Origin of the sequence: Bradyrhizobium sp. BR 10261 (assembly GCF_019455395.1) — a bacterium.
Lineage (GTDB): Bacteria > Pseudomonadota > Alphaproteobacteria > Rhizobiales > Xanthobacteraceae > Bradyrhizobium > Bradyrhizobium manausense.
Window position 1 is genome coordinate 19137 of record NZ_JACOFQ010000008.1, and the last position, 19351, is coordinate 38487.

Below are 19351 nucleotides of genomic sequence, written 5' to 3' on the forward strand. Positions count from 1 at the left end.
CCAAGTTGAATTTGGAGTCTTGCATGAAGCACGCATTGGCACTGGCCGCAGGTCTTTCGCTCGGCCTGACGCTTTCGAACGCACAAGCAGCCGAACCCGTCACCATCCAGCTCAAATGGGTCGCCCAGGCGCAGTTCGCCGGCTACTTCGTGGCCAGGGACAAGGGCTTCTACAAGGAAGCCGGCCTCGACGTCACCATCAAGCCGGGCGGTCCTGACGTGGCGCCCCCGCAGGTGATTGCCGGCGGCGGCGCCGACGTGACCGTCGACTGGATGCCGTCCGCGCTCGCCTCGCGCGAGAAGGGCGTCCCGCTCGTCAACATCTCGCAGACTTTCAAGAAGAGCGGCCTGGAGCTGACCTGCCGTGCCGACACCGGCATCAAGAAGCCGGCCGATCTCAAGGGCAAGACGCTCGGCGTCTGGTACGGCGGCAACGAATATCCGTTCCTGTCCTGGATGTCGAAGCTCGGCTTCAAGACCGACGGCTCGCCGGGCGGCGTCAAGGTGATCAAGCAGGGCTTCAATGTCGACCCGATCCTGCAGAAGCAGGCCGACTGCGTCTCGACCATGACCTATAACGAGTACTGGCAGGTGATCGACGGCGGCTACAAGCCGAGTCAGCTCGTCGTCTTCAAATACGAGGACGAAGGCGTCGCAACGCTGGAGGACGGCCTCTACGTGCTGGAGAAGAACCTGAAGGACCCCGCCTTCGTCGCCAGGATGGCGAAGTTCGTGAAGGCCTCGATGAAGGGCTGGGAATATGCCAAGGCGCATCCCGATGAGGCCGTGAAGATCATCCTCGCCGCCGACACGACCGGCGCCAAGACCGAGAAGGATCAGAAGCGGATGATGGGCGAGATCGCCAAGCTGCTTGGCGACGCCGACGGCAAGCTCGACGTCAAGGACTATGACCGCACGGTGGCGACGCTGATGTCGGGCGGTTCCGATCCCGTCATCACCAAGAAGCCAGAAGGCGCCTACAGCTTCGCCGTCATCGAAGCGATGAAGAAGTGACATTGAACGTAGGACGGGCGCGCGGCGTCCGTCCTACCCTGATTCCGCGACCGCTCATTCAATCGAACCCTCCGGACGGATATCCCATGAACTGGACGACGAAGACGCTCGCGGCACTCCTTTTGCTCGCAAGCATGGCCGGTCTCGCAGGTCCAGCGCGAGCGCAGGACAAGGTTTCGGTCGGCGTCTTCCCGCTCAGTTCGTCCCTGCCCTATTTCGTCGCGCTCGAGCGCGGGTTCTTTAAGGAACAGAACATCGAGCCGGAGATGACCAAGCTGATGGGCGGGCCGGCCAATGTCGCGGCGCTCATGACCAATCAGATCGAGGTGTCCGCCGTCCTCGTCACGATCGAGGGGCTGAACGCCAACGTCAAGAAGCCGGGCGTTGCGATGTACATTGCGCTCAACAGCCAGACCAAGACCTGGAAGATGGAGCAATTCGTCGTCCGCAACGGCTTTCCCGCGAACTCGATCGCCGATCTCAAGGGCGCCAAGCTGATGTCGGCGCCGGGACCTGCCAATCTGAACACCGCCAAGGCCATCCTTGCCAAGAACGGACTGAAGGACGGTGACTACACCATCGATCAGCTCGACATGGGCCAGCACGTCAATGCGATGACCTCGGGCAGCTTCGACGGCGGATATACGCTCGAGCCGAATGCATCCATGATGATCAAGGCCGGCGTCGCACGCTCGCTCGAGGCCGGCGTGATCTCGAAATACATCCTGGGCAGCGAAACTGCCAATGCCTATGCGGCCGGCTGCGCGGTGACCAGCGACTTCGTCCAGAAGCGGCCGGATGTCGCAAGGCGCTTCGCCGCGGCCTGGGCCAGGGCGATCGCATTCATCAACGCCAATCCGGACGAGGCCCGCAAGCATCTCGCCAAGAACACCTTCACGCCCGATAACGTCGTGGACATGGTGCCGATGCTCGGTTACGTGATGGCATCGGACATGAGCAAGGAGCAGATCGCCGATCTGCAAACGCTGGCGGATTTCGGCGCGTCAATCGGCGTCATCCCCGAAAAGATCGACGCCACCAAGTTCCTGCAGAAGTTTTGAGCCCCGCGTGAGCAGCGCCGTCCCGAGCTGGCCGACCGGCACCCATGACGAGTCGCGCAGGACCGCGCCTCACGTCACCATCCGCGGACTTTGCAAGGGTTACACCGACGCCGTCATCTACGACAATTTCGATTTCGACATTCCTCGCGGCAAGCTGATTTCGGTGTTCGGGCCGAACGGATGCGGCAAGAGCACGCTGATCAACATGATCGCCGGCCTGGTGCCGATGGACGCGGGCGAAGTGCTGTTCGACGGCCGGCCGGTCAGCAAGGTCAAGTTCGGCTATGTCTTCCAGAACTATCGCGAGGCGCTGTTCCCCTGGCTGCGCGCCTTCGACAACATTGCGTACCCGCTCAAGCTGATGGGCGTTCCCAAGCCCGAGCGCGACCGGCGCGTCGAGCGCCTGGTCGCGCATCTCGGCGTCAAGGTCGATCTGTCGCTCTATCCCTATCATTTGTCGGGCGGCCAGCAGCAGCTGGTCTCGATCATGCGCGCGCTGATCGTCGAGCCGGAAATCCTGTTCCTGGACGAGCCGTTCTCGGCGCTCGACTATGAAATGACGCTGTTCATGCGCGAGCAGCTGCAGCGCGTGTTCATGGAGACGGCGACGACCATGGTGCTGGTGTCGCACGACCTCGAGGAGGCCGTCTATCTGTCCGACTATGTGCTGCTCTTGTCGCGGCATCCGGCCCGTGTCGTCGAGTTCGTCAAGTTCGACGCCCCCCGGCCGCGCACCGATCGCACCATGTCCGACCCGGGCTTTGTCGCCACCAAGGCGCATTGCCTGAAACTGTTCCAGCGCGAGGTGCACCGCGGATGAAACGCGCCAATGCCCTGCTGCCGCTCGTCGGCATCGCCATCCTGCTGGCGATCTGGTCGCTGGTCAGCTTCCTCAAGCTGGTCGATCCGGTGCTGTTGCCCTCGCCGCTTGCGACGTTCCGCACGCTCTGGGAGGGCATGCAGTCCGGTAAGCTCGGAGTCGACTTCGTCCGGACGGTGGTGCGTACCATCACCTCGACGGCGATTGCCGCCGTCATCGCCATCCCGCTCGGCATCGTGCTCGGCTCATCCGAAAAGGTCTACCGCTCGGTCGAATTCCTGATCGACTTCTTCCGTTCGACGCCGGCCTCGGCGATGTTCCCGCTGTTCCTGGTGCTGTTCGGCGTCGGCGACCGCACCAAGATCTCGGTGGCGGCGTTCGGCGCGGCCCTGGTGATCCTGTTCAACGTCGCCTATGGCGTCATGAATGCGCGCAAGACGCGGCTTCTGGCGGCCAAGGTGATGGGCGCGTCGCGTGCGCGCGTCCTGTTCGACGTCATGCTCAGGGAATCGCTGCCACAGACCTTCGTCGGATTGCGCAACGGCGTGTCGCTGGCGCTGGTCATCATCGTCGTCGCCGAGATGTTCATCGGCTCGACCGACGGCCTCGGCCAGCGCGTGTTCGAAGCCCAGCAACTGTTCGACATGCCCGCGATGTATGCCGCCATCTTCGCCGCAGGCGCGCTGGGCTATTCGCTCAACCTCATCTTCCTCGTCATCGAGCGCCGCTTCGTCCACTGGGCCGGACGCTGATGGCTCGCGGAAAGCGATCGGAAAGACGCGTCGGAACGCGTCAAGCGGCCCAGTGGTCAGGGTGAAATCTGACCGCTCGCCAAGTCTATTGCCAAGCCTATTGCCGAGGCTCTGAAAAAGCTGGAGCGGGTGAAGGGTTCGAACCCTCGATTCAGCTTGGAAGGCTGTGGCTTATTCATGGGCGCGAGAGACTTAGCTGTAAAACCGCTGTTATCCGCATCAAGTCGCATCAATGGGTTAGCGGCGTGGTGTAAAACTTGCCACGCTCTTGCGGCCCTAGCTCTGAGACAGGAAGCTTTCCGAGAAATTGGTGCTGCCCAGCGCCACCCTGCGCGGGTCACTTTCGCTTGTTCGAGCAGTCTGGTGTGAACTGCCTCACACATCGCCGGCATAGCCCTTGCTAAGTCAATGTTCGGAATTGCACTTCCCAACGTTTTTAGAGGGATTGCAAAAATGACTATGTCTAAGGTTGCTGTCGCAATTTTCGCTGCCTGTATCGCCCTCGGGCTTCTTCTGACGTTTGCATCAGATTTCGGCGCCGATTTGGCTCTCACGGCCATGACGTTTTTTGGATAATCGGTTAGAGACCCGCCGACGTGGCAGCCGGCGGGTCGCGTCGTAGCTTACCGCCTCAACCGCCGGCGATGGGTCATGAGCCGCTGCCGGTCGCGCGTGCGGTGAGACTCAGCGCCGGTGCTTCATGGTCTCGGGCGCTCGCAACAAGAAATCGACCACGGCTTCGATCGGGGGAAAGGAGAAGTGAAATGGCGAAAGACGTCCTTTTTGACGTGGTCCGCACGCTGATTGCCTTCTCAATGGTTCTAAGCAGCACCAGCGCTCAGGCGCAAAACTGCCGACAATATCCCCCCGGCCCCTTCCGCCTTCAGTGCGCCGAAGCAATCCATCCGCAGTTCGAAGCAAAGAGAGAAAGGTGCAAAGAGGAGGCCATGTCCATGGGCCTCAGCCGGAGCGCGCTGGATTCCGGCATGAAGGATTACGTGCATGCGTGCATGCAACGCCGATAGCCTCTCAAAACCCACCAAGCTAGATAGGTATTCAGTCCGCCCACATGCCGTTGATAACCGTTAGGCGATGCGGCCCCCGCTGGAGCGCGGCCCGACTTGTTCGCGCGGATCGGGTTTATGCCATGCTGATGATCGTGGTGCTTCTGGTCATCTGGCAGATTCTCGCTCCGCTTTGAGACCGCCGCCGACTCCGGGAATTTCTTACGTCCCCGACTGATCTCTTCCCTGCGCCCAAGCCAATCGATGCTTCGGACCCCTGAATGTTTGCTGTCGCGAGAGGAGAGAATAATGCGCGTTTTGTCGGTAGCGTTCTTCGCAGTGGCTTCGCTAGCTCAGGCTCACGCACAAGATCAAGAGAAGGTCAAAAGGCCTGTGTCGGCCTGCAACTATATTACCGGCGTGGGGGATACGTACACAGTGCCCGCTGGTGAGGCGCTTTGCTGGCGCGTGCCGCCCCCATCATACAAAGAATACACACTGCTCCAGTGTGACGGGCCGTCGTTCCAGGAGCTTCGCCGGGTGAAGCGAGGCGATCCTCGCTGCAGCAAATTCGAGGAACGACAATAGATCTCGGCTCGATGCTGGCGGCAATCAGCGTCGCCAACAGACCCCTTCAAGGCAGAATAAACTACCCCGGCTGAGGCGGTTAAGAAAGAACTGCGTGCGTTTTAAAACTAGCGCCACAGCAGGGTAGTTGCGTTTGGATATGCCGTCCCAGCGCGAGCGGCCTCCGCCTCGTTCTATCCTTCGCCGCCGACTACTCGGCAGACAAGAGGCCACAGCGTGGCGCGCTATCCGCCACAGCCTAAGCAGGCCGTGGGGCTGTCCAGCCATCGCCGGGTGGCCTCGTCGGTCCAACCGGGGACGGCGAAGCCGGGGGTCGCCACGCCTTGACCGGGAGGAACGAGTTGACTGTGGGGAACGAACACTTGCGGGCGCGCGCGCAATGGTGGTGTTGAGCGATGCACCGTGGCAGCATTCCCCGCAACACTCAAATTAAGCAATAGGCCCAGGGCCAAAACCGACCGCATCATCGCTGTTTCCAATCGAGCGTTCCGAGCCAGACATGTGGTTCGGACGTCAATCATCCCCAAGTGCTGGTGGTTTCACCATCGTTCAATTCAGTGGGATAACGCTGTGATGCCAGAATGTGCGACCCAGATCTCTGGCGACCAATCTGCAGAGGGACGAATGACCGTCTTCATATACGTCAACGCCGCCAAGCAGGTCGGCGACAAGGATCACATCAAGGTTTTCGCTACTGTGAATGCCGCGGAAATGTGGTTCGAGCAGAACGATCCGGAAGGCGTCGCTTTCGAATACGACGTGATCGAAGAGATAGGCCCCCAACGTGAACCGGTGGGCCGAAGAGGCCGCCAACCGAGGCGGCCTTACTCGCGCGGATTAAGTTGCTTGTAGGCGATCTCGCTAATCGCGACTGCGTTGCTGACGCCGTTCGTGCCGATCTCAATCACCTTGCGCGCCACGATCTCGCAAACGGGATCGCTACGATCAATCAGGTAGCGCGGTCATGCCCTTAGACCGTTTCCTTTCAGATATTGACGTCACGCCAGAGCAGCGCCACGTTATCGAACTGGCGTTCAAAAGCGCGCATGGCGCGAGCGGCTCGCGCTGCTTATGGGCACCTCGTTGCGCGGGGGACGCACATCTATCACTCGGACGGGACGCAACGAGGATCAGTTCTAGCCGACTGAGGAAGAAAAGACCTTCGCCACGTAACCTTGGAAACCTAATGCTCGCTGTCCGTAATCCGCCGGTCCGCGGCGAGCCGTCGTCGCGAGCCTGGGCGGGTTAGCCCTGCGGATTGCGCGAAGAGGAATCCGCGCGGCGTAACCCGCCCTACGCCTCTGCGCGCTATGCGCCTTCCGTCTCGGGCTCCAGCTCCGCAAGCTCCGGCCTCGGAGACTCGCCGACGGAGACTTCTGCCATTCTGCGCTTGACCTGTTCGCATGTCTTGCGAACGTCTTCGGTGAACAACGCGCATTCTTCGATGCGCTTGAAGATCTTCCGCCCTTCTTCACGATACCCGGCCGCCGTTTCGCGCATGAAGGCTATCGCATCATGGACCTGTGCCGTCAGCGCCTCGCATTTTTGTGCGGCGTCGATCAACTCGGTGCCCATAGCCTCGATCTCCTTTGCGGCGGACTCATAGTCGCGAATGACCGCCTCCGCGCTGAGCGCGCCAACGCGCGTCACCCCCGCGGTGTGCTCGACATAATCAGGCAGAGCGATGGAAGCGACAGAGCTTCCCGAGCGTACCGAACTAATGTCCGCCTCAAGTTGAACTAGATTGACACCTTCCCGTCTGTGCAATGGTTGAACACTTGCCATGATTGACCCTCCAAATAAGCACCCAGAACCCCAAACGGGATACAGTGTATAATGGGGATAATCGGCATTCTAATCCGATCTATCCTTGACGGCCTCAACTTTGCCGCTTTTTCCGAGCGGGCAGCGCTGCAACCGGCGATAATTAAACCACAGGCGCTCAACCTTCTGGTTGCGCTTCGCGAAGATGACAGGTTTCGCAAGGATTCGGCGGATTGCCATCAATAACGGGTACGGTGATCATGTTGAGCATGCTTTTGGACGCGATCTACGGCGAGGTCATTTCAGCCTCGGTTACCGGCATGAAGGCCCGGGGACCGACCAGCAGCGCACCTTCGAGCACCACCGTCACGAGCGCTGCTTGGTTGCCGGAATTGATCGAGGCGCTGGATAACGTCGCTGCGCTTCCTCCTGCAAGGCGCGGTTTCGGCTTCCTAACGCACCAGTTCAAACTACGCTGCACTGAGTGGCTGCGAAGGGCCGCAGTGAGCTCCTTCGATCCGTCCTAGATGCGCTACTTTGCGCGCGACCTCGTCGACGTCGTGCTGATGCCGCCCAGGACTCCCGCCGCCGCGCGCTCGTCAAGGGTTAGGACGATCTTCGCGTCTTGATGGGAAGCCGTTGGCCCGCATGTTGCCGGTTACGGCTCAGGACCGCGCGGCGATCGTCAGTCCGTGCCAAACCGGAGCAGACAGATGGAGACGTCATCCCGTTTCGAGACTCACACCGACAAGACCGCTCTCAAAATGAAAGTGTTGGTTGCCGACCTTCAAAGGCGCATCGAACTGCTGGAAACCGACATCGCCCATGAAGAAGCGCGGACCCGGGTCCATGACGTCGCTGAGCCGACATACTCTATCCTTGCCCGAAACCTGCGGAATCGGCGGGACAACCTTCTGGCGACGATCGCAATCCTGAAGCGCCAGTTGGACTAAAGGAAGCGGCGAGCTGTCTGACGCCGAATTACATCCCACGACGCGCAGTAGCTCGCGCGCGTTCCTGGCGCCTCAGGGCTCGATAATTCATACACGTCGGCGCGGTTGACCGATTGCCATTCTCAGTTGTTGAGGGACCTTCCGAAGGTTCGGCCGCCGTCGGAGCAGGACAATTGTCGGTAAGGATAAGATCCCGACCTTGTGCAAGCGACGGTCACGTTGCCGGATGTAAAAGTGAATACCTTAATGTGCTGCTTGGGCGGCTTGGTCACAAAGCACTGAATCTGGCTGTTACTGACTTCCTTCAGCTGCGAATTGGCCTTCACGTAGTTCAAAAATCCGGGACAATCGTTGGCGAAAGCGCTCGTCGGAAGGATGATGAAGATTGAAAGAATGAGCTTCATAACTCCTCCTGTGTAGATCGAGACCTCGGCTCCGCAGACCGAAAGGAGCACTGCAATCCCTCCAACGCTGGGACGCTGTGAAGCAGTTCACAAATGAGTGCAAATATCCGCGAGCGTGAACCGGCGGGCCGCGCCACATCAACGGCCGCTCAGTTCGGCCTCTACCGTTCCTTGTGCAGCCGGTTAGGTCAGCCCAGAGAACGGTGGGGGTGCCGGGGTGAGGCTCGCCAAGCGAAGCCGGCGGGTGAAGAGTTTTGGCGCCAACCCTCAGACTTGTCCCTCGGCGCGCGTTGGAACGTTTCGGCTCGCGCCGAGTCCTAGAAGTGCAATCGGTCCGTTGTTGCTTGTGGATCGAACAATGGAAAAAGCTCTCGCCTACGTCATTTCGGCAGTCATCGTAGGCTTCGGCGTCTGGATTTTAGTTGCTGGCGTCGGCTCCAGTTCGCCTGCCCTGTGGACTGTCGTTGGCCTGGTCCCCATCGCGATTGGGCTGATAAGCGCTTTCGGCCCTTCCTGACAGGGCTCGGGCTACTTCGGGAGCGGGATGACAGCGAGATGCCGCGAGTTGTCTCCAGAAAGGCAACTATGGATCTGACTGAGGTCGAGCGCGCTTTCCTGAAGCAATTGTCCGCTGAGCCGTGGATCAGCACTCCGCTGTTCGATCACGAGATCGTCGCTCGACTGGTGGAGCTTGGTCTCGTCGAGGCCAACCCGCTAGCTTCAGGTGAAGTCGAGTACAGCATTACTGCCGCGGGCCGGGCCTCCTTATCCTAGACCTAACAGACGCGCCGCCTCATTGCGCTGGGGAAATCCCGCGATTAGGTCAGCTTGTCTGTGTTGTTCGAATCGATCCGCCGTGCTCGCTCCCAACAGCTCAAATTTGCGGGCCTCACGCGCGTGAGCCAGTTCGTCTCAATGCTTCTGCTTGCCGTCGCCCTGACCCTGACTTTGTGCTACGGGGTGGCAGCCTGGCGACTGTCGGCTAGCAGAGACGCTGACATTACCTCCACGATTCCGCATCAGGAATACGGCTGGCGCGCCGCACCGAGGAACTGAACGCCCTAACGCTCGACCCTTGGTTGAGAGGAGCGAGACTACGGCAATTTCTTTGCCGTAACTCTGCGACTCGTCTGCGGGACCATTAGGGTTGATGCCGCCGACCTAATGACGTTAGGCTGCCCGAGCAAGCACAAAATATAAGGGAGGGCGCGATGTCCATCGACGACCGCCACCGTGACAAGAACGGTGAGATCAGCAAGAAGCACGGCAACACCCTCATTCGCACACTGCGCAAGATTTACGGCAACACCTTTGCCGCCGGCCACCCGGAGACAGCAAAGTTGGCTGAAGTGCTCCATCATCTCAATGAGACATCGCTAAGCCAGCTGGTTCACGACCAAAAAAACGGGCACCTCGAAAAGAAAATCAGAAAAGTAGAATAGCTCGCCTCCGCTCGGCTTTCGATGTCTCCGATCTTCAGGGGATGGTCATCCGAACCATGCGTGGCCTGCTTGATGTCGCCGGCATCCCGATTCGATCGATCGCCGAGATCATGGCTTGGGACGAAGAGAGCGTTGAAAAAATCATTCGGCGGTACGTCAACCGCACGGCCTTGACCAAGGCGCTGATTGAGCAAATGAACGAGGCCGGAACAAAAACTGTAAAACCGGCTGTAAAACTCTAGGCCATAATCCGGCTAAGCGTTGGAGCGGGTGAAGGGAATCGAACCCTCGTATTCAGCTTGGAAGGCTGCTGCTCTACCATTGAGCTACACCCGCGTAAGTCGCTCCCTAACACGGCCCGGCGGCGGTCTCAACTGCCCCGGGATCGCTTTCGCCGGCTTTCCGCCCCTGCGCACAGGGGCCGGTTCCGCACCGCCGCCCCTTAACAGGTAAGGCCTTCCAGCCTATATTGAGGGCTCCCGCAATCAACGAAAGGAGGTGATCCAGTGTCTTTTACCGAGCGCTGTCACCTCGCTGGGATCGCCCGCTAAGTTCTAGGTTGGGCTTGGCATCGGGGCGCTCTCGGCCCTGGACCAGCGAGCAAGAAATCGGGCGCGACGGGGATCTCCCCGCCGCGCCTTTATCTTGGGTTCAGGTCTTGGGTCAGGCCATTTTCGCGGATGTCGCGCCCTTCTCGGAGCGCTCGCCCCCGAGCACCTCCCGGATCTTCCGCGACAGGTCGGCCTTGCGGTAGGGCTTGCGCAGCAGCGCCACGCCGGGATCGAGCTGCCCCCCGTGGACGATCGCGTTGTCGGTATAGCCGGAGGTGTAGAGCACCCGCACGTTCGGCCGGCGCAGCTGGATTGCATCCGCCAATTCCCGGCCGTTGATGCCGCCGGGCATGATGATGTCCGTAAACAGAAGATCGAAGTTCGCGCCCCGTTCGACCAACGCCAGCGCGGTTGCGCCATCGCTGGCCGTCAGCGTGCGATAGCCGAGGCTGCCGAGCTGGGCGATGACGTAGCCTTGCACCAGCGGATCATCCTCGACCACGAGAATGGTCTCGTGTCCACGCGTCGGCGCCGGCGTCGGCGTCGGCCCCGTCCTCGCCGCCGCATCGCCCGCCGATCGCGGCAGGAACAGCCTCATCACCGTGCCGCGCCCCTCCTCGCTCTCGATCGTAACGGTGCCACCGGTCTGCTTGGCGAAGCCGTAGACCATGCTCAGCCCAAGTCCGGTGCCGCGACCGACGCCCTTGGTGGTGAAGAACGGCTCGAACACGCGCTCGCGAATCTCGGCAGGAATGCCGTGCCCGGTGTCGGCCACCGCGATCATGACGTAAGCGCCGGCTTCGCCGTCATCATTGTCGGTGCCGTTGAATTCCCGGTTCGCGGTCTCGAGCGTGAGCCTGCCGCCATCCGGCATCGCATCGCGCGCGTTGACGGCGAGATTGACGATCGCCGACGAAAGCTGCGACGGATCGGCCATGGCCGGCCACGCATCGTCGTCGAGATGCATCACGATCTCGACATGCTCGCCGAGAGTCGGCCGCAACAGCTTCGCCGTCTCGGCGACGAGAGCGTTGATATCGATCTCTCGCGGCTCCAGCGGCTGACGCCGCGCGAAGGTCAGGAGCTGCGAGGTGATCTCGGCACCGCGCGAGGCCGCGTCGTCGATGAGCTGGGCGATCGCGGCGAGCTCGGGCTTGTCCGCGAGCCCTTCCTGGATGATCTCGATGGTCCCGGTGATGACCGTCAGCACGTTGTTGAAATCGTGCGCGACGCCCCCGGTCAGCTGACCGATCGCGTCCATCTTCTGGGACTGGCGAAGCCGCTCCTCGGCCTCGCGCTGTGCGGTGATATCGGTGGCCGAGCCGCGATAGCCCATGAAACGTCCGTCGTCGCCAAACACAGGCTGGCCGTTGACGCTGAAATAGTGCGGACGACCGGCCGCATCGCGGCCGCGATATTCGAACTTCCGGAACGGCTCGTGACGATCCAGCATCGCCATGTGGTCGCGCCATTTCTCCAATTCGGCGTTCTGGTCGAAGGCGGCATCCGGACGGCGCTTGCCGATCATGGCCCGGTGGTCCGTTCCGAAAGCACCGGCCCGCTCAGAGATGTAGGTGAAGACATGATCCGGTCCGGTTTCCCAGAACCAGTCGGAGGCAATCTCGGCATAGTCGCGAAAGCGCTGCTCGCTCGCGCGCGCATCCTCTTCGGCGCGCTTGCGGATCTTCAGGTCACGATCGAGATTCGCATTGGCCTCGCGCAGCTCGTCATAGGCATGCCCGAGGTTGCTGCACATGGCATTGAATGCGTCGACCACCTTGTCCAGCTCGTCGGGGTCGGAAGGCGGCCGACGCTCCAGATGCAATGGCGGAGGCGGCCGCGCCAGATTGTATTTGCTGACGAAGTCGGCGATCGCGACCAGGTGCCGCGTCACCAGAATGTGGAACATGTAGATGATGAACAGCGAGACGAGGAAGGTCTTTGCCGCCTGACTTGCCAGGATGACGAGGGCCCGGTTCAGCAATTGCTGATAGACGTCACTGAGCGTCGCCTCGACATGGAGCACGCCGATCGGGCGCGCGGTCCCTTGAACCGTGTAAATCAGGGGATAATCGCGCGTGACGACCGAGCGGCGACCTCGTTCGCCGACGGCGACACTGATAGGATTGGGCCGATCGGCGATCTCGCGGACCTCGGCGGCGCGCAGACCCGGCAGGCGCAGGATTCCTTCGAGCTGAAGCTTGAGCTGGTTCTGGTCGAGACTCCACAGACTCTCGCCGAGGCTGCCGGTGGTGCTGCGACCGATCTCCCCGAGCCTTGTCTCGATCATGCCGACTTCGCGATCGTAGTCCAGATAGAGCTGGAGCGCAGTCAGGGTCAGCGTAACGAGCGATGAGAACAGCAGCACGGCCGCAAGCAGGCGTGGCCCGATACCGCTGCGCGACCAGTTGAATGCCCGCGACGACAAGGTCGCGAGCATCGGGGACGCGAATGCAGTTCCGATGCCGCTCAAATCCTGCTTCGCCGCCGCCGGCGCGACAGCGCGGCTGCGATCCGGACTCTCTTTACCTGCGTTGCCCATGCACCCCGTCCCGGAAAATGACGGCACTCCTCTTCGGCCTGCCGATCGCAGCCGCACGCGATTTTACGATTTTGATCTCCCTCAGCACGCGGTGCGCGCAGCAATCCTGTCGGCCCTTGGGCGATCTGAGGTCGGCGGGGTCATATCTTGCGCCCAGCAGCAGGATGCCAGCGCAAACTACCACTTCGCGTGCTAGAATGTCATCGGTGATATCCCGGATTCGCGCCCATGGCGGGCGAGCGGTGAGCGTTATGCCTTCGCGCAACCGCCATCTCCGGTAGATCACGCACGTATCAGAACTCAAGGGTAGCAAGAAACGGCCGAGAGGCACTCATGTGGCGGATCATCCTCGTCTGCCTGTCGCTGTTTGCAGCCGGCTCGGCCCAGGCGCAGTCGGTGATCCGGCTGGCCCGGATCGCCGACATCCCGGATCAATATGTCGGCGGCGAAATGCTTCGCTCCGTCTACGCCAAGCTGAACATCAAGCTCGAATTCGTCGACGTCCCCGGCAAGCGGGCCCTCGCGCTGTCGAGCGCCGGCGAGGTCGACGGCGAAATCCAGCGCATCGGATCGCTGTCGCGCGACTATCCGACGCTGCTGCAGGTAACGCCCGCGATCAACTACATCGAGCCGTCCGTGTTCACGACCAAACTCCATTTCGTCGTGGACGGTTGGAATTCGATCCGGGACTACCGCATCGGCATCGTCCGCGGCGTCGGCTCGTCGGAAGCCGGCACGCGCGGCATGGACCGCGTCACGGCAACCACTGGCCTCGAGAACATGATCACGATGCTCGATGCCGATCGTTTCGACGTGATGGTCACCGACCTCTTCAGCGGGCTGGCCGCGGTCCGCAAGCTCAATCTGCAAGCAAGAATCTATCCGCTCTCGCCGCCGCTCGAGCGTGTCCGCATCTTCCATTACCTGCACGAACGCCACCGCGACCTCGTGCCGAAGGTTGGACAGGTGATTGCGCAGATGGAGGCGAGCGGCGAGTTGGCGACGCTGCGCGAGACCCTCGTCAAGCAGGTGCTGAGCGCTCCCTGACAATGCCGGCTGAAAGCGCGATTCAGAATCCGAAGATGGCGAGGACGGACGGGCGTTTGCCGCGGCGCGTTTCGACGATGCGCTCGCCGCCGTTCTCGACCGAGCTGCCATAGTAGCGGTGATGACCTGCCTGGTCGTGCAGATCAGCCGGCTCCGACTTCCCCGCCCGCCGCGCGTCGCAGATGATCTTGATGGACTGACCCGACATTGCCGCCTCCGATAGCCCTTTGATTGCTCTTGGTGGCCATCAGTCGCCCCGCCTTTGGCCGGCGTTCACGCCACCGACCGGCAATCGGGTTTCAGAATGGTTTCGTCAGCATCGCCGTGACGCAATATTGGCGCGCCGCTATTGCCGGCATCGGCGGCGGTGCTACATCCTTCCGGCGGCGCACCCAAGAACGAGCGAGGTAACAATGCTTTACGCGATCCTGGCCTATCACGTGGAAGATGAGATGTTGTCCTGGACGCCGCAGCAGGACGCCGCCGTCGTGGCCAAGGTTATCGAGGTTCAGGCGCCCTTGCGGGCCAGCGGACATCTCGGGCCGGCCGCTCGTCTCGATGACACCAAAAAGGCCCGCACCTTGCGCGGCCCCGGCGCCGGCATCGTGCTGGATGGCCCGTTTGCCGAAACCAAGGAGCAGCTTCTGGGCTTCCACCTCGTCAACTACGACACGGATGAAGAGGCGATCGCGGCTGCACGGAAGCTGCGTGAGGTCAATCCGAGTGCAGTTTACGAGATCCGGCCGGTCAAGCTCTACGTGCCGGCCGATGGGTTCGGCGCGACAGCAACTGGGGGATGATGGGCAGGAGCGCCGTCACGTTTGGCCGGCCGTCGGCGTATCCCTGCGGGCCGGGATCGGACATGTCTGCAATCCCTCGGATTGGAACTCGAGCTGGCCTCTCCCCTAAATCCTCACGCCACTCGCGTCCAGCCGCATTGCGATTCGCGCGGGGATCGTTGATTCTGACCGCTTCATCGGGGCGATTCGTGACGTCATATCTGGACACGCTCAATGCGGAGCAGCGCCGCGCCGTGGAGCATGGCGTGGCCGATGGCGCGACCGTGGGCGCGCCCCTGCTCGTCATTGCCGGCGCCGGTTCCGGCAAGACCAACACGCTCGCCCACCGCGTCGCGCATCTGATCGTCGCCGGCGCCGATCCCCGCCGCATCCTGCTGATGACGTTCTCCCGCCGCGCCGCCGCCGAGATGGCCGGCCGCGTCGAGCGCATCGCGCGCAAGGTTCTGGGTGAGAACAATGCCGCGATCATGCGCGATGCGCTGACCTGGGCCGGCACCTTCCACGGCATCGGCGCGCGTCTCCTGCGTGAATATGCCGAGCGCATCGGCGTCGATCCCGCCTTCACCATCCACGACCGCGAGGATTCCGCCGACCTGATGAACCTGGTCCGGCACGAGCGCGGCCTGTCCAAGACCGAGAGCCGCTTTCCGGCCAAGGGCACCTGCCTGTCGATCTACTCGCGCTGCGTCAATGCCGAGATGGAGATCGAGAAGGTGCTCGGTCAGCACTATCCCTGGTGCACGGGCTGGGCCGCCGAGCTGAAGGGGCTGTTTGCGGCTTACGTCGAGGCCAAGCAGGCCCAGCACGTGCTCGATTACGACGACCTCCTGCTCTACTGGTCGCAGATGATGAGCGATGCGCTCATTGCAGAAGAGATCGGCGGCCGCTTCGATCACGTGCTGGTCGACGAATATCAGGACACCAACCGCCTGCAATCCTCGATCCTTTTGGCCCTGAAGCCTGATGGAGGCGGGCTCACCGTCGTCGGCGACGATGCGCAGTCGATCTATTCATTCCGCGCCGCCACCGTCCGCAACATCCTGGACTTTCCGCAGAGCTTCTCGCCGCGCGCCGAGACGATCACGCTCGACCGCAATTACCGCTCGACGCAAGCGGTGCTGGCGGCGGCCAATGGCGTCATCGGCCTCGCCCGCGAGCGCTTCACCAAGAACCTCTGGACCGACCGCACCTCCACGCAGAAGCCGCAGCTCGTCACCGTGCATGACGAGACGGACCAGGCCCGCTACATCGTCGAGCAGGTGCTGGCCAGTCGCGAGCAAGGCGCGCTGCTCAAGCACCAGGCGGTGCTGTTCCGCACCTCCTCGCATTCGGGTCCGCTGGAGATCGAGCTGACCCGCCGCAACATTCCGTTTGTGAAGTTCGGCGGGCTGAAATTCCTCGACGCCGCGCATGTCAAGGACGTGCTGGCCCTGCTGCGCTTTGCCGAGAACCCGCGCGATCGCGTCGCGGGTTTCCGCATCCTGCATTTATTGCCTGGAATCGGCCCCGCGACCGCGCAGCGCGTGCTCGACCAGATGGCAGAGAGTATGGACCCGCTGCACGCGCTCGCCCATCTCCCGGTGCCGGCGCGCACCGGCGATGACTGGACCAGCTTCGTCCGCACGGTCGAGAATTTGCGCTACTCGGAATGGCCTGTGGATCTCGAGCGCGTGCGTCTGTGGTACGAGCCGCATCTCGATCGCATCCATGAGGATTCCGAGACGCGCCGCGCCGATCTGATGCAGCTCGAGCAGATCGCGAGGGGCTATTCCTCGCGCGAGAAGTTTCTCACCGAGCTCACGCTCGATCCGCCGGATGCGACCAGCGACAAATCCGGGCCGCCCCTGCGCGATGAGGATTATCTGATCCTCTCCACGATCCACTCGGCCAAGGGCCAGGAGTGGAAGTCCGTGTTCGTGCTCAACGTCGTCGATGGCTGCATGCCCTCCGATCTCGGCGCCGGCACCTCTGCCGAGCTGGAGGAGGAGCGCCGCCTGCTCTATGTCGCGATGACGCGCGCCAAGGACGACCTGCATCTCGTGGTGCCGCAGCGCTTCTTCGTGCACGGCCAGGCCGCCAAGGGCGACCGCCACGTCTATGCCTCGCGCACCCGCTTCATCCCGGAGCAGCTGGTCTATCTGTTCGAGCGCGCCGCCTGGCCAAAAGTGGCTGCCGGCGCAGCGCGCACCACGGCACAGGGGCCGAAGATCGACATCGGGGCGCGGATGCGGGGGATGTGGCGGTAGACCGACCAAACGGAAACCGAGCATTTCCGAAAGCGCGCTTGTGGTACGACGCCCGGCACTTAAGTGTCCGGTATTCCCCGCAGAGACCTGATCAATGACCGCACCGCTCGAATTCGGACTGGATACCTTTGGCGACGTCACCAAGGATGCCTCCGGCGCCCTGCTTCCCCATGCGCAGGTGATCCGCAACGTCGTCGACGAGGCGGTGCTGGCCGACGAGCTCGGCCTCGACTTCATCGGTCTCGGCGAACACCACCGTTCTGATTTTGCGATCTCGTCGCCCGAAACTGTCCTCGCCGCGATCGCCTCGCGCACCAGGCGAATCCATCTCGGCTCGGCCGTGACGGTGCTGAGCTCGGACGATCCCATCCGCGTATTCCAGCGCTTTGCGACGCTCGATGCACTTTCGAGCGGACGCGCCGAGGTCATCCTCGGCCGCGGCTCGTTCACCGAGTCCTTCCCACTGTTCGGCTTCGACCTGCGCGAATACGAAGAGCTGTTCGAGGAGAAGCTCGATCTGTTCGCAGCCCTGCTGTCGCAGCAGCCGGTGACATGGCAGGGCAAGCTGCGTCCGCCATTGAAGGAGCAGCTGGTCTATCCGCCGGTCGAAAACGGCCAGCTCAAGACCTGGATCGGCGTCGGCGGCAGTCCGAAATCGGTGGTGCGCGCCGCGCATTACGATCTGCCCCTGATGCTCGCCATCATCGGCGGCGATCCCGAGCGCTTCGTGCCCTATGTCGATCTCTATCACCGTGCCTTCAAGGAATTCGGCCGCCCGGCGCAGCCGATCGGCGTCCATTCGCCCGGCTACGTCGCCGAAACCGACGAGCAGGCGCGCGGGGAGCTCTGGCCCGACTACAAGGCCATGCGCGACCGCATCGGCCGCGAGCGCGGCTGGCCGCCGATGTCTAGCGACGAGTTCATCAGCGAGGCCGAGCACGGCTCGCTCTATGTCGGCTCGCCGGAAACCGTGGCGCGCAAGATCGCGAAGACGGCGAAGACACTCGGCCTTGCGCGGTTTCAGTTGAAGTACTCGGCGGGACCGCTGCCGCACGAGAAGCTGATGCGAAGCATCGAGCTTTACGGGCGCAAGGTGGTGCCGATGGTCAGGGAGATGATTGGCTAGTGCAGCCCGGACCACGGATCACGCGAACTCGCCCATATCGATGACCGTGAGATAGTTATCGATGCTGGCCTTCGCCGCGGGGGCCAGCGAGTCGAACTGGCCCACAACGGTCTGTTCGGTGGAAATGGGACCACTGAGCGCAACGGTCGGTGCGATGGTCGTTCCCGCCGCGGGACGCGTTGGCTTCAACGAGGCCGTGGCCCCTCCGAACACGTCGCTCCACCAACCAGAATCGGCTGGAGTCGGCACCTCAGGGCCGATCTCGAACAGTTGCTCCTTTGCTGCGGCGATCGCGGCGCTCTTGACGGGGTTGCTCAATTCGATCCAGGCTTTCAAGCTCGGGTCCACGCTTCGGCTGTCGCCTTCGGTGATGTGAGTGACGATCGCACCATTGCCGAGGCCCGCGCTATAAGCCGTATTTGGGATTGCCCCTGCTATCGCGCGCGAATCGCCCTGCGGCAGAGCAGACGCGAACGCATCATAAAGCTTTGCCGCATCAAGAACGATCTCGACTGCCGGCGCTGCTCCGCCTGTGCTGAATTGTTGGGTGAGCGTATTGGTCACGACAAACGGTGGCGACGATCCGTTCCTGAGATTGCCGACAATTTCTTCCGTAGCAGCCGCGTTGCAAGACACCAGAAAGGTGGTGCGCGCGTGCATTTCGATACTTCCGATCTGGCTGGGTTGAACAGTCAGGAAGGCCTGACCGGACGCAGGCCGCGGGACCGTGCATGAGACGGTGTTGTGCAAAATGGGGACCATGCGCAGCTCCGGAGCGGGGTCGGCGCTCTCATGGTTGAATAGCGCAGCAATCCTGTCGGGCGGCGGCACATGACGATGCGACATGAGCTCTGCCAGAATCGAATTGAGCATCGCGTCACCAAGCGCGAAAGTCGTGCTGAAAGTGCATGATCCACCAACGAATTCGACCTGAGGAGCACCGGCACCGCTGCCGCGCTTGACCATGGCTCTCATGGAGAAGTCAGGACGACCCGAGCTTGGTCGAGTGGCCAGGAAGACCCTTGCTGGCTGAAAATAGAATATGGCGCTCAGGCCCGCGTCCCTCAGCTGAACATTGTTGGCGTCTGGATAGATCGGAACATCGAGCCCGGTTCCACGGCCATCCTCGACGCTGATCGCAACGAAGTCGGGACCGAAAATCGGGCCAGCCGGAAGAACGTCGTCCGCCATGATCTGCCTCCTTTATCTCGAGCACGCCGGGTTTGGCGCAACACAGT

The 19351-nt window shown here is 62.0% G+C and carries 18 protein-coding genes and 1 tRNA gene; 14 read left to right on the forward strand and 5 right to left on the reverse strand.

Going from position 1 to position 19351, the window contains the following annotated elements:
• The first annotated feature begins 23 nt into the window (after positions 1–23).
• The 6 genes from HYH07_RS10990 to HYH07_RS11015 all read left to right on the forward strand — a co-directional run bounded on the left by HYH07_RS10990 (position 24) and on the right by HYH07_RS11015 (position 6090).
• Positions 24–1013: an ABC transporter substrate-binding protein gene (locus HYH07_RS10990; protein WP_220002518.1), complete on the forward strand. Its 990-nt coding sequence runs from the start codon at positions 24–26 to the stop codon at positions 1011–1013.
• Between the two features lie 86 nt (positions 1014–1099).
• Positions 1100–2074: an ABC transporter substrate-binding protein gene (locus HYH07_RS10995; protein WP_220002519.1), complete on the forward strand. Its 975-nt coding sequence runs from the start codon at positions 1100–1102 to the stop codon at positions 2072–2074.
• 7 nt (positions 2075–2081) lie between these two features.
• A complete protein-coding gene (locus HYH07_RS11000) occupies positions 2082–2894 on the forward strand; it encodes an ABC transporter ATP-binding protein (protein WP_220002520.1) in 813 nt (270 codons plus the stop codon).
• On the forward strand, positions 2891–3646 hold the full coding sequence (locus tag HYH07_RS11005; protein ID WP_057745763.1) for an ABC transporter permease: 756 nt from the start codon (positions 2891–2893) through the stop codon (positions 3644–3646). The genes HYH07_RS11000 and HYH07_RS11005 overlap by 4 nt, the downstream gene beginning before the upstream one ends.
• 764 nt (positions 3647–4410) lie before the next feature.
• Positions 4411–4671 carry a hypothetical protein gene (locus HYH07_RS11010; protein WP_220002521.1) on the forward strand — a complete coding sequence of 87 codons (261 nt, stop codon included), beginning with the start codon at positions 4411–4413 and terminating at the stop codon, positions 4669–4671.
• A gap of 1191 nt (positions 4672–5862) precedes the next feature.
• The gene (locus HYH07_RS11015; protein ID WP_220002727.1) at positions 5863–6090 is read left to right on the forward strand and encodes a hypothetical protein; all 228 of its coding nucleotides are present in this window, start codon (positions 5863–5865) and stop codon (positions 6088–6090) included.
• Between the two features lie 456 nt (positions 6091–6546).
• Here HYH07_RS11015 and HYH07_RS11020 read toward each other — a convergent pair whose 3' ends face one another.
• Complete coding sequence (locus HYH07_RS11020) at positions 6547–7023, reverse strand: hypothetical protein (RefSeq protein WP_220002522.1); 477 nt, start codon at positions 7021–7023, stop codon at positions 6547–6549.
• 692 nt (positions 7024–7715) lie between these two features.
• Between HYH07_RS11020 and HYH07_RS11025 the strand changes: the two genes are divergently transcribed.
• The 4 genes from HYH07_RS11025 (at position 7716) to HYH07_RS11040 (ending at position 10043) form a co-directional block, all read left to right on the forward strand.
• A complete protein-coding gene (locus HYH07_RS11025; protein WP_220002523.1) occupies positions 7716–7955 on the forward strand; it encodes a hypothetical protein in 240 nt (79 codons plus the stop codon).
• A gap of 989 nt (positions 7956–8944) precedes the next feature.
• Entirely contained in the window at positions 8945–9133 is a 189-nt protein-coding gene (locus tag HYH07_RS11030) for a hypothetical protein (RefSeq protein ID WP_057745930.1), read from the forward strand.
• Positions 9134–9570: 437 nt separating this feature from the next.
• Positions 9571–9801 carry a hypothetical protein gene (locus tag HYH07_RS11035; RefSeq protein ID WP_220002524.1) on the forward strand — a complete coding sequence of 77 codons (231 nt, stop codon included), beginning with the start codon at positions 9571–9573 and terminating at the stop codon, positions 9799–9801.
• A 56-nt stretch (positions 9802–9857) separates the two neighbouring features.
• On the forward strand, positions 9858–10043 hold the full coding sequence (locus HYH07_RS11040) for a hypothetical protein (protein WP_157083481.1): 186 nt from the start codon (positions 9858–9860) through the stop codon (positions 10041–10043).
• A 20-nt stretch (positions 10044–10063) separates the two neighbouring features.
• Here HYH07_RS11040 and HYH07_RS11045 read toward each other — a convergent pair.
• Both HYH07_RS11045 and HYH07_RS11050 read right to left on the reverse strand, forming a co-directional pair.
• A tRNA-Gly gene (locus HYH07_RS11045) sits at positions 10064–10137 on the reverse strand.
• A gap of 327 nt (positions 10138–10464) precedes the next feature.
• Positions 10465–12894, reverse strand: a complete 2430-nt coding sequence (locus HYH07_RS11050) for an ATP-binding protein (protein ID WP_220002525.1) — start codon at positions 12892–12894, stop codon at positions 10465–10467.
• Positions 12895–13227: 333 nt separating this feature from the next.
• Between HYH07_RS11050 and HYH07_RS11055 the strand changes: the two genes are divergently transcribed.
• Complete coding sequence (locus HYH07_RS11055; protein WP_220002526.1) at positions 13228–13941, forward strand: ABC transporter substrate-binding protein; 714 nt, start codon at positions 13228–13230, stop codon at positions 13939–13941.
• A 22-nt stretch (positions 13942–13963) separates the two neighbouring features.
• On the opposite strand, the gene HYH07_RS11060 is transcribed toward HYH07_RS11055, so the two are convergent.
• Positions 13964–14149 (reverse strand): hypothetical protein, encoded by a 186-nt coding sequence (locus HYH07_RS11060; protein ID WP_220002527.1) that lies wholly within the window; start codon positions 14147–14149, stop codon positions 13964–13966.
• A 205-nt stretch (positions 14150–14354) separates the two neighbouring features.
• Between HYH07_RS11060 and HYH07_RS11065 the strand changes: the two genes are divergently transcribed.
• From HYH07_RS11065 to HYH07_RS11075, 3 genes are all read left to right on the forward strand, one after another.
• A complete protein-coding gene (locus HYH07_RS11065; protein ID WP_057745801.1) occupies positions 14355–14741 on the forward strand; it encodes a YciI family protein in 387 nt (128 codons plus the stop codon).
• Positions 14742–14929: 188 nt separating this feature from the next.
• Positions 14930–16987 (forward strand): ATP-dependent helicase, encoded by a 2058-nt coding sequence (locus HYH07_RS11070; protein ID WP_220002528.1) that lies wholly within the window; start codon positions 14930–14932, stop codon positions 16985–16987.
• A 94-nt stretch (positions 16988–17081) separates the two neighbouring features.
• Positions 17082–18113: an LLM class flavin-dependent oxidoreductase gene (locus HYH07_RS11075; RefSeq protein ID WP_220002529.1), complete on the forward strand. Its 1032-nt coding sequence runs from the start codon at positions 17082–17084 to the stop codon at positions 18111–18113.
• A gap of 18 nt (positions 18114–18131) precedes the next feature.
• On the opposite strand, the gene HYH07_RS11080 is transcribed toward HYH07_RS11075, so the two are convergent.
• Positions 18132–19304: a hypothetical protein gene (locus HYH07_RS11080; RefSeq protein ID WP_220002530.1), complete on the reverse strand. Its 1173-nt coding sequence runs from the start codon at positions 19302–19304 to the stop codon at positions 18132–18134.
• Positions 19305–19351: the final 47 nt, after the last annotated feature.